This is a genomic window from Amycolatopsis sp. QT-25 (assembly GCF_029369745.1).
Classification (GTDB): Bacteria; Actinomycetota; Actinomycetes; order Mycobacteriales; family Pseudonocardiaceae; genus Amycolatopsis.
Genome location: NZ_CP120210.1, coordinates 3,130,511 through 3,144,606 on the forward strand (window position 1 = coordinate 3,130,511; position 14,096 = coordinate 3,144,606).

A 14,096-nucleotide genomic window follows, 5' to 3' on the forward strand; every position below is an offset into this window, starting at 1 on the left:
CGCGAAACGGCGACGTGTGCGAGGCGGCGGCACCGGGTAACCGGCGGGCGGGGACTTCGAGGAGGTGCGAATGACGACGGTGGACCGGCTTGCCGTACTGGAAATCCGCGACCCCGCCGACGACAGTGTCGTCGGCAGCGTCAAGACAGCTACACCCGATGGTGTGATGACGGCGATCGCCGCGGCGAAACGGCTGGCCCCGGGCTGGGCCGCCACCCCGGCCGCCGAACGCGGGGTCGCGCTGAAGGACGCGGCGAGGTCGCTGCGGGCACGGGCGGGTGAGCTGGCCGTCCTCATCGAGAGCGAGACGGGGAAACCCCGCGACGAGGCCGAAGAAGGGGTCCTGGCCGGAGCCGGGACCTTGGAGCAGTACGCCGAGCTCGGGCCGGTGCACCGGGGACGCTCACTGCTGGGTGCTCACTCGGCCACCGACCTGATGGTGCCCGAACCCCGGGGCGTGGTCGTCGCGTTGACACCGTGGAACGACCCCGTCGCCGTGGCCTGCGGGCTGCTCGGCGCCGCCCTGGTCACCGGCAACACGGTCGTGCACAAGCCGAGTGAACGCTGTCCGCACACCGGCGCCTGGCTGGGCAATGTGCTTGCGGAGGCGTTCCCCGAGAACGTGCTGCAAACCGTGCAAGGCGACGGGAGTGTCGGCGCCGAACTCGCGGCCCACCCGGACGTCGACGTCGTCGCGCACGTCGGCAGCACCGCCGCCGGCCGCTCGATCGCCGCGAGCGCGGCACGGACGGGGGCGAAGGTACTGCTGGAGAACGGCGGCAACGACCCGCTCGTCGTCGACGCGGGCGTGGATCCCGTCTGGGCGGCCCGGCAGGCGGCCACCGGGGCCTTCGCCAACTCCGGGCAGATCTGCGTCTCGGTCGAACGGATCCATGTGCACCAGGACGTCGCGGACGCCTTCCTCGCCGCACTGGTCGCCGAGGCGGGCAATCGCGACCTGGCCCCGCTGGTCGACCGGCGCCACCGCCAGGGCGTGCACGCCCAGGTCACGGAGGCGATCGCCCAGGGCGCCGATCCGCTGGTGGGCGGGGTTCTGCCGGACGGTCCCGGCGCCTTCTACCCGGCGACCGTCCTCACCGGATGCACCACGGGCATGCGCGTCCTCACCGAGGAGACCTTCGGCCCGGTCGCGCCGGTGACGGTGGCCGCGGACTTCGAGCAGGCACTCGAACAGGCCGCCGCCGGCGAGTACGGTCTCGCGGCCACGGTGCTCACCCCCTCGATGGCGCACGCGCAGCGGGCCTGGCGTGAACTCCCGGTCGGCACGGTGAAGATCAACAACGTCTTCGGTGGCGCTCCCGGCGGGGCCGCCCAGCCGCGCGGAGCCAGCGGCAGCGGCTACGGCTACGGGCCGGAACTGCTGGACGAGATGACCCAGACCAAGGTCGTCCACCTGGCGCCGCCGGGGGCGTGATGGACCACCGGAGTCGATGGGCGGCGCCGTTCGCCTGGGTCGCCCGTGCGTTCCGGGTGCCGGGAGAGGAACGCCGAAGTCTCGTCCAGACCGCCAAAGCCGCCGCCGCGGCGATGATCGCGTGGATCATCGCGACGTCGGTGCTGCGGCTGCCCCAGCCCTTCCTGGCGCCGTACGCGGCGGTGTTCCTGGTGCAGGCCACCGTTTACCGCTCGTTGCGCGGCTGGGCGGAGCAGGTCGGCGCGGTCGGCGTGGGAGTACTGCTCGCGGCGGGCGCCGGTCAGCTCATCCCCTCGGTGACGGTGGCGCTCGGGCTGGTCGTCTTCATCGGGTTGCTGATCGGCGCCTGGCGGGGTTTCGGCGACTCGGGGGTCTGGGTCGGGATCACCGGCATGCTGCTGATCTCCTACGGCAACGCGACCGAACCGATCCTGCTCGCCGACCGGCTGCTGGAGACCGCCCTCGGCGCGGGGATCGGCGCGGTGCTGAACGCGGTGATCCTTCCCCCGCTGCACGGTGAGCGCCTGCGGGCGGCGACTTCTCGGCTGGCTTCGGCGATCGCCGATCTCCTCGACGAGACCGCGGCACTGGTCCGTGACGGTGAGCCGCCCGAGGCGACCGAAGCACTGTACGACCGGGTGGACGACGTCCGCAGCCTGGTCGCGGAGGCGGAGGACGCGATCGGCTGGACCAGGGAAGGCCGCTACCTGAACCTCCGCGGGCGGCGTGAGCAGGGGGAGGGGTCCTTGCCGAACCTCATCTCCCTGTGGCAGCCCCTCGCCCAGCTGATCGACGCGGTGAGCGAAGCCGCCCGGAGCGAGGAGCCGTTCCGGCATCCCGGCGAACACGCGCGCGGGGTGGTCGGCGATCTGCTCGAAGCACTCGCCGAGGTGGCCCGGTCCGGTGACGCGGACGAGCTCGACCGATGCCGCGAGCTGGTCGACGAGATCGACCAGCTACTCCTCACGCCGACGGACGAAGTCACCACGTCCCTCGGGCTGGGGACGATGGCGCTGCCCGCCCGCCGTCTCGTTCAGCGCCTCCGCGCCGATTAAGCCGGGGCGTCGGCGGGTAACCGTACCCATGACCAGCAGTGGTAAGCGGATCGTGGTCACCGGCGCCACCGGTAACGTCGGGACGGCGGTGGTACGCGCACTGGGCTCGGATCCCGAAGTCGGATCGATCGTCGGCGTGGCGAGGCGCCCCAGTCGCTGGGAGAGCCCGAAAACCGAGTTCGTCACCGCCGACGTCGCGCGTGACGACCTGCGCGCCGTGTTCGACGGGGCCGACGTGGTGATCCACCTGGCCTGGCTCTTCCAGCCCACGCACCGGCCCGAGATCACCTGGCGCTCCAACGTGCTCGGCTCGATCCGGGTCTTCGAAGCCGTCCAGGCGATGCGGGTGCCGGCGCTGGTGTACGCGTCGTCCATCGGGGCGTATTCGCCGAGGGACGACGACCACCCGGTGGCCGAGGACTGGCCGACCCACGGTTCGCCGAACGCGGCGTACACCCGTGAAAAGGCTTATGTGGAAAGGGTTCTGGAGGCATTCGATCGGAGCCATCCGCGGCTGCGGGTGGTGCGGCTTCGACCGGGATTCCTCTTCCAGAAGGCCGCCGCACCCGAACAGCGCCGTCTCTTCGGTGGGCCGTTGGTGCCGGGCAAGCTCGTGCGGCCGTCGTTGATCCCGGTGCTCCCGGACATCCCGCAGCTGAGGATTCAGACCGCGCACACCGACGACGTGGCCGACGCGTACCGGCGCTGTGCGCTCCAGGACGTCAAAGGCGCCTTCAACATCGCAGCCGATCCGGTGCTGGACACCCGTGCGCTCGCGCGGATCTTCGGCGCCAAGCCGGTGAAGGTCCCGGCGGTCTTCGTCCGGCGCGCGCTCGCCGCGGCCTGGTCACTGCATCTGATCCCGGCCACGCCAGGGCTTTTCGACGCCGTCCTGCACCTTCCGGTGATGGACTGCACACGTGCCAGGGAAGAACTGGGCTGGACGCCGCGATACTCCTCCGAGGACGCGATCGCGGCTTTCCTCGAGGGACTGCGGGAAGGTGAGGGATTCCCGACCGAACCGCTGAAAGCTGACGTCGGAAGAGGCCACGAACTGGCCACCGGAGTGGGGGAGCGGCCATGAACGAAAAGGAACTGCTGCACACGCTGACCAAGGTAGTGTCCATTTTGGACAAGACGTCGGTGCGGTTCGCCGTCGCGGGCGGTCTCGCCGTGTACGCCCGCGGCGGGCCGCCGTCCGACCACGACGTCGACCTCTTCCTCAAGCAGGAGGACATCCCCGAAGCGACGGAAGCCCTCGAAGCCGCGGGGCTGAGACGGGTGCGTCCGCCCGAGGACTGGCTCACCAAGGTCTACGACGGGGACTGCCTCGTCGACCTGATCTTCCAGCCCAACCATCGCCCGGTCACCGACGAGATGCTCGACCGCGCTTCGCTGATGCGGGTCGGGCCGACCGCCGCGCCCGTGCTCAACGGGACCGATCTGCTCGTCGACAAGGTGCTCGTCCTCAGTCCGCACCGGTGCGATTTCGGGCCGCTGCTGCGGATCGCCCGCGACCTCCGCGAGCAGGTCGACTGGCACCGGGTGGCGGAGGAGACCGCCGGATCCCCGTACGCGTGGTCGTTCCTGACCCTGCTCGCGGCACTGTCCATCATCGACGGAAAGGAGCTCCCGATGCCCGCGGAAGCACCCCAGTACCTGGTCGCCAGGCTGAGCAAGGCGCTGGCCGAAGACCCGAGGACCGCCGAACTCGGCGTGCACGTCACCGTGCGCGGCGACCAGGTCCGGCTCGGTGGCGAGGTGGCATGCGCCAACCGCAAGGCCGACATCGAGGCGGTCGTCTGCGAACACATCGCGGCCGAACTGGTGCACAACGACGTCCGGCTGGCCGACGTCCGCGAGCCGGCGCGTGCCGAGGAGATCCGGTGATCCGGGTCGCCGCGGTCGGGGACGTCCACCTCGGGGAGGACAACCGAGGCCTGCTGCGGCCGGCACTGGACAACATCGCCGAACACGCCGACGTGCTCCTGCTGGCGGGTGACCTGACCCGGCACGGCAGCATCGAGGAAGCCAGGGTGGTGGCCGACGAGTTCGCCGGGCTCGACGTTCCCGTGGTGTCGGTACTGGGCAACCACGACTACCACTCGGACGCGGCCGAGACGGTCAGCGGATTGCTGGAGGAAAGCGGGATCACTGTCCTCGAAGGCTCGGCCACCACGGTGGAGCTGGAAGGCGGGAAGCTCGGTATCGCCGGGGTGAAGGGTTTCGGCGGCGGGTTCGCGGGCAAATGCGCGAGCCGGTTCGGCGAGCGCGAGATGAAGGACTTCGTCGAACACACCATGGCGGCCGCCAACCGGCTGCGCACCGCGCTGGAAGGGCTCGAACAAGAGCGACCCGACGTGATCGTCGCGTTGACGCACTACTCGCCGATCCCCGGCACACTGCACGGCGAACCGCCGGAGATCCACCCGTTCCTGGGTTCGTATCTGCTGTGCGAGCCGATCGACGACGCCCAGGTGGCGCTCGCGGTGCACGGGCACGCGCACTACGGCAGCGAACAGGGGGTCAGCCCCGGCGGGGTCCCGGTGCGCAACGTCGCTCAACCGGTGATTCGCGCCGCGTATGCGACGTACGTGCTCGAACCCGCGAAGGTACCGGCGTGAGAGAGCGTTCCACGGTCAAGTGAGCGGCCTCGGCGATCGCCTGTCGAGTATGTGCGGCATGGTGTGGGAAGAACTGCCGCCGGCCGACGGGTCTTCCTTGACCGGGACGCCGAGGCCGCCGTCGAACTGGCGACGGCCCGAATTGAGCACCTTGCGTAGCCGGTGCCGGGGTCGTGCTCGGCGGCGACGGGTTTTCGTCGGCTGCGCCGGTGCGCCTGGGGTGACCGTGGGATACATGAAGGCCCCCTTCCTTACGCCAGGCGCAAGGAAGGGGGCCTTCATGTACGAACTATGGCGGCGGCCTAGCGGGTACAGGTGTCGTGGGTGGTAAGTGTCGTCGAGGCGATCATTACCACTTACGACCCCAGGCGAAGCCTCAAAGCGAGCGCACGAGGAAGCTTGATGTCCCTTGTGGACAGTGGAGGCCGGGATCGGCCGGTGTCCGGCTCGCGTCCCGCGAACCCTTCCAGGGGGTCATGGAGACAACCGGTGCGGCAGGGCTCGCGACACGACACGTTTGCCCCACCCTTCGATAAACCGTGTGCCCCGGCTCGGACCTGCGGTCAGGAGGCCGGGTACTGGCTCTCCCGCAACAGGTTCGCCAGGTGGGCGGCGTTGCGCGCCAGGGTCGCGTTGGTCGATTCGACCGCCTCCGGTGTCTCGTCGAGGTCGTTGTAGTCGCCGCCCTTCATCGCCTCGCCGTTCCAGTACGTCCCGCCCTGGGCGGGCACGGTGAAGCCGACGTCGTTGAGGGCCTGGAACAGATCGGCGGTGATCTTGTGCGCGCCGTCCTCGTTGCCGACGACGGCGGTGACCCCGACCTTGCCGAACATCGCGGGCCTGCCCTCGTCGTCCGTTTCGGACAGTGCGGCGTCGAGCCGTTCCAGCACCCGCTGGGCCACACTGGACATGTGGCCGACCCAGGTCGGCGTGGAGATCAGCAAAATGTCGGCGGCCTCGATCTTGCGGCGGATCTCCGGCCAGGCGTCGCCGTCGCCCATGTCGGCCTCCACGCCCGGTTTGACGTCGTGGTCGACCACGCGCACGAGTTCACCGGTGGCACCGTGTTCGGCCAGCTTGTCGAGAAGCTGCTGGGCGATCAGTGCGCTGCTCGACGGCGCGGGCGACGGCTTGAGCGAGCACACCAGTGCGAGGGCCTTCAACGGCTGGGTCATCCTGTTCTCCTGTTCGGGTCGGTTCCGAGCCCCGTATGGGTGAAGCCCGCTTCGGCCAGGGTCGCCGGGTCCAGGAGGTTCCTGGCGTCGACGACGACGGCGCGTTCGGTGGCAGCGGCGAGCCGCTCCCAATCGAGCTCGCGGAACTCGGGCCACTCGGTGAGCACGACCAGCGCCGCCGCGTCCTTCGCCACCAGGTACGGGTCGTCGACGACCTGCACGGTGTCCTGGTCCACGGTTTCGACTCCGGGGTCGTACGCGGTCAGCACCGCGCCGCTCCTGGCGAGTTCGTGGGCGACGGCGAGTGCGGGCGAATCCCGCAGGTCCCCGGTCCCCGCCTTGAACGCCAGCCCGAGCAACCCGATCCGGATGCCCGAGAGCGAACCGTCCGAAACACCCGTGATCGCGCGGCGGATCTTCCGCACCACGGCCGCTCTCTGGCGCGCGTTGGCCTTCATGGCGTCACGAAGGATGCCGAAGTCGACGCCCGCGTGTTCGGCGGTCCGCAGCAGCGCGGCGGTGTCCTTGGGCAGGCACGAGCCGCCCCAGCCGGGGCCGGGGACGAGGAAGGCGGGACCGATCCGGGAGTCGAGTCCCATGAGCCGTCCGACGTCGCGGATGTCGGCGCCGTAGTGCTCGCAGAGTTCCGCGAGAATGTTCACATAGGACACTTTCAGTGCCAGGAAGGCGTTGCTGGCGTACTTCGCGAGTTCGGCGCTCGCCGGATCGGTGAACCACACCGGCGCGTTCGTCTCCCCGTACAAGTCCGCCACCCGTTCGGCCGCCGCCCGGCTCTCCGGCACCGAGCCGATCACGATCCGGTCGGGCTTCAGGAAGTCTTCGACGGCGTGACCCTCCCGGAGGAACTCGGGATTGCTCACCACGGGCAGATCCGGCCGCCCGAGCAACTCCGCGAGCCGGGTCCCGGTGCCGACCGGGACGGTGGACTTGGTGACGACGACGCAGCCGGGAGCCAGCAGGCCGGGCAGAGTGGTCACGACCTCCTCCAGCACCCGGACGTCGGCGTCGCCGTCCTTCCCTTTCGGGGTGGGCAGGCAGAGCAGCACGACGTCCACGCCGGACAGCTCCCGTGTGTCGGTGGTGAACCGGAGCCGTCCACAGCCCAGCCCGTCTTGGACGAGTTCCGTGAGCCCCGGCTCGGCAATGGTGACCTCGCCCCGGTCCAGCTCGTCCACTTTGGACTGGTCGTTGTCGACGCAGACCACTTGATGCCCGAGATGGGTGAAGCACGCGGCGCTCGTGAGCCCGACGTAGCCGGCACCGATCACGCCCACCCGCTCAGTCACGGGAAACCCCCGTCCGAAGCAGGTCTTCGGCCGCCGTGAGGACGCGTTCCTCGTGTAACAGCAGCAGTCCCGGATCGGGGTCGTCACCGTGCGGGTCGCCGACGTCGCCCACCCAGAGGACCGTGTGCTGCCGGGCTTCGGGAGGCGGTCCCCAAAGCCGCGGCGGGGTCGGGCCGAACAGCAGGACGGACGGTGTGCCGTAGGCGGTGGCGAGATGCCCGACCCCGGTGTCACCGCAGATCACCAGCCGCGCCTCCGCCACCGTCGCGGCCAGTTCGGCGAGACCGGCGTCACCGGCGAGCATCGCCTCGTCGGGCAGGCCCGCCGCCTCGGCGACTTCGCGGGCGATCGGCACTTCCGCCGCATTGCCCGTGACGACCACCCGATGCCGTCCGGCGAGGGCGCGCGCCACCCGCGCGTACCGGTCCGGCGGCCAGCGCCGGGCGCCGGACGCGGCACCGGGATGGATCACCACCGCGTCCGTCGCCGGGCTGGGGCCGGGCGGCGGCGGCAGCGCGAGGTCGGTGCGGTCGGCCGGGATGCGGGCAGCCTCGAGCAGGCGGCACCAGCGGTCGACCTCGTGTACCTCGGCAGGCCAGTCCGGACCTTCGACGCCGGGGACGTCCGGATGCCGGTGAGTGATCAGTTCGAGCGGGTCCTGGGCGAGCAGATCGTGGATGCTCTCCGGGCCGCGGCCGTGCAGGTTCACCGCCAGCCGCGGCGGCTCGCCGGGCCAGGACAGGTCACCGAGTCCGGCAATCGGGAGCAGTTCGTCCACCGCGTCGATCAATTCGACGATGTCGCGCAGGTTTTCGCGGGTGGCGAGCACCAGTCGCTCGCCGTCGAAGGCCCGCCGCAACGCCCGCAGCGCGGGAACCGTGGTGAGCAGGTCCCCCAGGCCGAGGGCGCGCAGCACGAGAATGCCGCCGGTCACGGCCAGGACCCTTCTTCCGAAGCGCACACCACGAGTTCGCGGACCTCACAGCCGGGCGGCTGGGAGAGGGCGAACACCACCGACGCCGCGACGTGCTCGGGCTGGTTGAGCTTCGCGTCCGGCGGCGGCTTGTACTGCTCGGCCCGGTCGTCGAAGAACGCCGTGTGCATGCCGCCGGGGACGAGCAGCGTCACCCCGACGCGGCCCGCGAGTTCCATGGCGAGTGCCCTGGTGAAACCGACGACACCGAATTTCGAGGCGCAGTAGGCGCTCGCGTCCCCGGCCACGCGCAGCCCGAGTGTCGACGCGCAGGTCACCACCGTGCCGTGGCTGAGCCGCAGGTGGGGCAGGGCCGCGCGGACGACCGCGGCGGTGCCGAACAGATTGACCCGGACCACCCGCTCCCAGTCCTCTGTGGACACTTCGTCGAGCGCGCCGCACGCGTCCGTCCCCGCCGCGGTGAAGACGCCGTCGATACCACCCGCTCGTTCGGCGAGCTCGTCCACGGCGCTCGCGGCCTCGGCGGAATCGGCCAGATCGGCCCGGACGAAGGCGACGTCGCCTGCCGGTTCGGCGCGGTCGATGACCAGGGGGGTGCCGCCCGCCTCGCGGACGGCCTCGACGGTCGCGGCGCCGAGTCCGGAGGCGCCGCCGGTGATCAGAATGTTGCCGAGAGGACGCATCATGCTCCTTCCGCCGCGGCCACCAGCCGAGAGGTGGAATAACCGCGGATGGTCGGGATCAGGACGATCTCGCCGCCGTGCCTGCGCACCACGGCGCTTTCGGGAAGTTCCGTGTCCGCGTAGTCGCCGCCCTTGACCCAGACGTCGGGGCGCAGGCGGTCCAGCACGGCGGCGGGATCGGGTTCGTCGAACACCACGACGGCGTCGACGGAGGTCAGTTCGGTGAGCAGCCTGGCGCGGTCGCGGGCGGTCACGATCGGCCGGCCCGGTCCCTTCAGGCCGCGCACCGACGCGTCGGAATTGAGACAGACGACCAGTGCGTCACCCAGGGCACGTGCCTGCCGGAGCAGGCTGGCGTGACCGGGGTGCAGCAGGTCGAAACAGCCACCGGTGGCGACCAGCCTGCCGCCTCGCGCGCGGACCCGTGCCGCCACGTCGAACGCGGAAACACCGTGGTGGCCGCTGTCCGGCACCGGTGCGTTGTCCACCGTGGACAAGGTGGCGGCACCGCCGGTCGCCACGAACCGGGCCGCCGTCTCGACCCCGGTGGCCACCGCGTCGGCGGTGGACGCCCCGTCGAGTAGCGCGGCGGCGACCGCGGAGGCGAAGCGATCACCCGCGCCGCAGGTGTCCTTGGCGACGATGCCCGACGGGGGCCGGAACGTCGTGCACGCCCCGCCCTCGGTCAGGACCGCGCCGCGCGAACCGGTGGTGACGCTGACCGCGTCGGCCTTCCAGAGCGCGTGCACCTGCTTCGCCAGGTCTTCGGCGTCGGCGCGGGATTCGGTGAACTGTTCGGCTTCGGCGAGATTCGGGGTGGCCACCCGGACCCCCGCCACGGGCTCCGTTCCGCGCGGGTGCGGATCCCAGACGATCGGGACGGTGGCCGCCAGTTCGGCGAGCAGCGCACGGATCTCCGGATGACCGGTCACCCCCCGGCCGTAGTCGGCGACGAGGATCGCGCCCGCCGAACGCAGCGTCTCGCGGACCTCCGACGTGAGCGCAGAGAGTTCCGCTCTGCCGTCGCCGCTGTCGAGCCGCACCAGCGATTGCCCACCCGCGCGCACCCGCGTCTTGGTGACCGTGGTGCCGCACAAGGGCATCGGCACCACCCGGAGTTCACGTTCCAGCAGCCCGGCCAGGGTCCGGCCCGCCGGATCGCCGCCCAGCGGGGCGACGAGGATCACCTCGGCGGTGGACCGGGCGGCGAGCAACGCGGCCAGCCCGGCGCCGCCCGGCCGCCGCCATTCGCGGGCGAGATCGACCACGGGGACCGGCGCGTCCGGGCAGAGCCGGTCCGAGGTGCCGTCGACGTCGACGTCCAGCAGGGCGTCGCCCAGAACGACCAGCGGCCTCACGTCGGCACCCCGAGCGCGTCGTCCAGCGCCGTGCACAGGGCATGCACCAGCGCGAGGTGGACCTCCTGCACGGTGGCCGTCGACGGTGCCTCCACCGGGATCGCGTCGGCACACAACGCGGCGAGCGGGTTGGGGGAGGGGCCGGTGATCGCCCAGGTGGTGATGCCGAGTTCGTGGGCGGCCTTCGCGGCCGCGACCACGTTCTGGCTTCCCCCGCTGGTCGAAAGGCAGACGAGGATGTCGCCCGGACGGCCGTGCGCGCGCACCTGCCGGGCGAACACCTCGTGCTCGCCGTAGTCGTTGACGATGGCCGTCACGGCGGAGGTGTCCGCGTGCAGGGCGATCGCCGAGAACGGCCGCCGGTCGTTGCGGAACCGGCCCACCAGTTCTCCGGTGAGGTGCTGCGCTTCGGCGGCGCTGCCGCCGTTGCCGCAAGCGAGCAGCCGTCCGCCGGAGGACAGCATGGTGGCCAGATGGTCTCCCCAGTCACGGATCTTCGGCGCCCAGGAAACGGACTTCCCGGCTGCCTCGCTCAACGCTGTGAAGTGTTCTTCGATCACGACACACCTCCAAAAGGTCAAGGGCGGCGGACCACGAAAGGTCCGATGGCGAGCAGGTCGATGGGGGCCGAGCCGAAGCACTCCAGCGCGTCCCGCGGGGAGTCGACCATCGGCCTCCCCGCGGTGTTGAGGCTGGTGTTGACCACGGTGGGCAGTCCGGTGCGGCGTTCGAACGCGCCGAGCATGCGGGCGACGAGCGGTGCCTCGCCCGCCTCGACCGTCTGCACGCGGGCGGTGCCGTCGACGTGGGTGACGGCCGGGATGCGGTCCCGCCACTCCGGCGCGACGTCGTGCACGAAGAGCATGTACGGACTGGGAAGCGGGCCGCGGGAGAACATCTCGCCCGCGCGTTCGGCGAGCACCATCGGGGCGACCGGGCGGAACTGTTCGCGCCCCTTGACGTCGTTCAGCCGCTCCAGGTTGGCCTCGTGCCCGGGATGCGCCAGCAGCGATCGGTGGCCGAGCGCGCGCGGGCCGAACTCCGACCGGCCCTGGAACCAGGCCACGATCTTGTTCTCCGCCAGCGCTTCGGCGACGGCTTCGGCGACGTCGTCCGGCCGCTCGTGACGTACGTTCGCGGTCCGGAGCGTGCTTTCGATCTGCTCGTCGGTCCAGCCGCGGCTGAGGTCGGCGCCGGTCATCGGGGCACCGCGCTCACCGAAGTCGGCAGCGAGTTGCAGAGCCGCGCCCAGCGCGGTGCCGGCGTCACCGGCGGCGGGCTGGACCCAGATCCGGTCGAACGGACCCTCGGCGTGGAGCCGGGTGTTGGCGACGCAGTTGAGCGCGATGCCGCCCGCCATCGCCAGGTCGGTGTGCCCGGTGTGCTCGTGGAGCCCGGCCGCCAGTTCGAGCAGCACGTCCTCCAGGCATCGCTGCACGCTCGCGGTCAAATCGGCGTGGACCCGTCCCGGTTCCTGCCCCGGCTCGACCGCGGGCGCGAACGACGCCCAGTCGATCTCGTCGGTGCGGAACCCCGTCCCGTGGGTGTGCACGCTTTCGGCGATCTGGTCGAGGAACCGCGGCTTCCCGTACGACGCCAGCGCCATGACCTTGTACTCGTCGCTCGACCGGGCGAAACCGAGATGTTCGGTCAGATCTTCGTACATCAGCCCGAGTGAATGGGGGAGCCGTTGCTGGGCGAATTCCTCGAACTTCCCGTCGCGGTACTCGCCCGCCAGGTAGGACGTGCTCTCCCCGCGGCCGTCGGCGACCAGCACCGCGCAGTCCCCGAAGGGTGCGGCGAGCGCGGCCGAGGCGGCGTGGGCGACGTGGTGCCGGACGAACCGGACGATCTCGGGATCGAGCCCGGGCAAGGCCGCTTTCAGGAGCGCGGGAGCGCGGCGGGCGAAATCGGTGCGGAGATCCTCGTTCTTCCCGTCGTGCCCCGCCAGCCCCGGCTCGACGAGCGCCGGGTCGTAGGAATACCCGACCGCGTCGAGGTCCCGGGCGGTGATCCCGGCCTCGGCCAGGCACCACGCGGCCGCCTCGGCGGGCTGCTCCCAAGCGGAGAACGGCACCGGCCGTTTGCCGTGTTTACGCCGGCTGAACCGTTCTTCCTCCGCCGCCGCCACGATTTCGCCGTCGACGACCAGGGCCGCGGCCGGGTCGTGGAAGACGGCGTTGACACCGAGTATGCGCACCGGGCCACCTCTCCGGTCGGGGGGTGCGGGCCGTGACCCGCGCTTACTCCCATAGCGCTACCCGGTGCAGTCGTGGATAAACGACACGACGGGAAAGCCCAGGACGTCGCTACTCAGCGAAGCGTCTCTCCGGGGATCCGGCGCCTCGGCGGCATTCGCGTGTCCGGAGACGGAACTCGCGTGATCGGGGACGTGACTCGCGTGATGGGCGGCGTAACACGACGGGAACCGGGCCGCGCCGTGTCTTCCGGCCGGAGACACGCGTGATCCGGCTTCGGGCACGCGTCTTGCGGCCGGACGCAGGTGAATCGCGGGTTCAGAAACCGGCGGCCGGGTACCGTCCGGACCGCTGCCGCGAGAACCACGCGATCGTGCGCGGGAGGCCTTCGGCCATCGGGACCTCCGGAGCCCAGCCGAGTTCACGGCGGGCACGGGAGATGTCCGGGCAGCGGCGGGCCGGGTCGTCGACGGCGGCCTCGACGTACTCGATCCGGGACGAGCTGCCGGTGACGGCCAAGACCTCTTCCGCGATCCGCAGCACGGTGAGCTCGTGCGGATTACCGAGGTTCACCGGGCCGGGCACGTCGGAGCCGGCCAGCGCGATCAGACCGCGGACGGTGTCGTCGACGTAGCAGAGCGAGCGGGTCTGGCTGCCGGTGCCGGTCACGGTGAGCGGTTCACCCGCCAGCGCCTGGCCGATGAACGTCGGGATCATGCGGCCGTCGTCCGGGCGCATGCGCGGGCCGTAGGTGTTGAAGATCCGCGCGATGCCGGTGTTCACGTCCCGTTCCCGGCGCATCGCGAAGGTGAGCGCTTCGGCGTACCGCTTGGCCTCGTCGTAGACGCTGCGCGGGCCGATCGGGTTCACATGTCCCCAGTATTCCTCGCGCTGCGGGTGCTCCCGAGGATCGCCGTAGACCTCGCTCGTCGACGCGAGGACGAACCGGGCACCGTCGCGTTCGGCGATGTCCAGCGCCTGTTCGGTGCCGTACGAACCCGCGCGCAGCGTCTCGAGCGGGAGACGGAAGTAGTCACGGGGCGAGGCGGCCGACGCCAGGTGGAAGACGGCGTCGAAGGGGCCCGGCGCGTTCATCGGCACGGTGACGTCACGGGACAGGAGGCGGAATCCCGGGCGGTCGAGGAGGGGCGCAACGTTGGCCGGGCCGGCGGTGGCGAAGTTGTCGGCCGCGACGACCTCCGTGCCCGCCTCCAGCAGTCGTTCGCACAGATGCGAGCCGACGAAACCCGCACCTCCGGTCACCAGCGCTCTGTTCATGGCGACGGACTACCCGGTGCGGGCGCCGGAAAAACAGTGTGAACCTGGA

At 71.0% G+C, this 14,096-nt stretch carries 13 protein-coding genes; 5 read left to right on the forward strand and 8 right to left on the reverse strand.

Features of this window, described 5'->3' with window-relative positions:
* Window positions 1–70 precede the first annotated feature (70 nt).
* From P3102_RS14725 to P3102_RS14745, 5 genes are read left to right on the forward strand one after another with little or no spacing between them, the layout of a single operon-like run.
* Window positions 71–1,435 carry an aldehyde dehydrogenase family protein gene (locus tag P3102_RS14725; RefSeq protein WP_276369759.1) on the forward strand — a complete coding sequence of 455 codons (1,365 nt, stop codon included), beginning with the start codon at window positions 71–73 and terminating at the stop codon, window positions 1,433–1,435.
* A complete protein-coding gene (locus P3102_RS14730; protein ID WP_276369760.1) occupies window positions 1,435–2,490 on the forward strand; it encodes an aromatic acid exporter family protein in 1,056 nt (351 codons plus the stop codon). Before P3102_RS14725 ends, P3102_RS14730 begins: the two co-directional genes overlap by 1 nt.
* A 28-nt stretch (window positions 2,491–2,518) precedes the next feature.
* Window positions 2,519–3,574, forward strand: coding sequence for an NAD-dependent epimerase/dehydratase family protein (locus P3102_RS14735; protein ID WP_276369762.1), 1,056 nt, complete (start codon window positions 2,519–2,521; stop codon window positions 3,572–3,574).
* Window positions 3,571–4,380 carry a hypothetical protein gene (locus P3102_RS14740; RefSeq protein WP_276369764.1) on the forward strand — a complete coding sequence of 270 codons (810 nt, stop codon included), beginning with the start codon at window positions 3,571–3,573 and terminating at the stop codon, window positions 4,378–4,380. Before P3102_RS14735 ends, P3102_RS14740 begins: the two co-directional genes overlap by 4 nt.
* Window positions 4,377–5,114, forward strand: coding sequence for a metallophosphoesterase (locus tag P3102_RS14745; protein ID WP_276369765.1), 738 nt, complete (start codon window positions 4,377–4,379; stop codon window positions 5,112–5,114). The genes P3102_RS14740 and P3102_RS14745 overlap by 4 nt, the downstream gene beginning before the upstream one ends.
* A 563-nt stretch (window positions 5,115–5,677) precedes the next feature.
* Here P3102_RS14745 and P3102_RS14750 read toward each other — a convergent pair.
* The 8 genes from P3102_RS14750 to P3102_RS14785 form a co-directional block, all read right to left on the reverse strand.
* Window positions 5,678–6,289, reverse strand: a complete 612-nt coding sequence (locus P3102_RS14750) for an NAD(P)H-dependent oxidoreductase (protein WP_276369767.1) — start codon at window positions 6,287–6,289, stop codon at window positions 5,678–5,680.
* Entirely contained in the window at window positions 6,286–7,596 is a 1,311-nt protein-coding gene (locus P3102_RS14755) for a UDP-glucose/GDP-mannose dehydrogenase family protein (RefSeq protein WP_276369768.1), read from the reverse strand. Before P3102_RS14755 ends, P3102_RS14750 begins: the two co-directional genes overlap by 4 nt.
* A complete protein-coding gene (locus P3102_RS14760; RefSeq protein WP_276371176.1) occupies window positions 7,589–8,536 on the reverse strand; it encodes a glycosyltransferase family 9 protein in 948 nt (315 codons plus the stop codon). Before P3102_RS14760 ends, P3102_RS14755 begins: the two co-directional genes overlap by 8 nt.
* Window positions 8,527–9,213: an SDR family oxidoreductase gene (locus P3102_RS14765; protein ID WP_276371178.1), complete on the reverse strand. Its 687-nt coding sequence runs from the start codon at window positions 9,211–9,213 to the stop codon at window positions 8,527–8,529. Before P3102_RS14765 ends, P3102_RS14760 begins: the two co-directional genes overlap by 10 nt.
* Window positions 9,213–10,571 (reverse strand): PfkB family carbohydrate kinase, encoded by a 1,359-nt coding sequence (locus tag P3102_RS14770; protein WP_276369770.1) that lies wholly within the window; start codon window positions 10,569–10,571, stop codon window positions 9,213–9,215. Before P3102_RS14770 ends, P3102_RS14765 begins: the two co-directional genes overlap by 1 nt.
* Window positions 10,568–11,131, reverse strand: a complete 564-nt coding sequence (locus P3102_RS14775) for an SIS domain-containing protein (RefSeq protein ID WP_276369772.1) — start codon at window positions 11,129–11,131, stop codon at window positions 10,568–10,570. The genes P3102_RS14770 and P3102_RS14775 overlap by 4 nt, the downstream gene beginning before the upstream one ends.
* A gap of 17 nt (window positions 11,132–11,148) precedes the next feature.
* Window positions 11,149–12,771 carry a carbamoyltransferase C-terminal domain-containing protein gene (locus P3102_RS14780; protein ID WP_276369774.1) on the reverse strand — a complete coding sequence of 541 codons (1,623 nt, stop codon included), beginning with the start codon at window positions 12,769–12,771 and terminating at the stop codon, window positions 11,149–11,151.
* Window positions 12,772–13,087: 316 nt separating this feature from the next.
* Window positions 13,088–14,047 (reverse strand): NAD-dependent epimerase/dehydratase family protein, encoded by a 960-nt coding sequence (locus P3102_RS14785; RefSeq protein WP_276369775.1) that lies wholly within the window; start codon window positions 14,045–14,047, stop codon window positions 13,088–13,090.
* Between the last annotated feature and the right edge of the window lie 49 nt (window positions 14,048–14,096).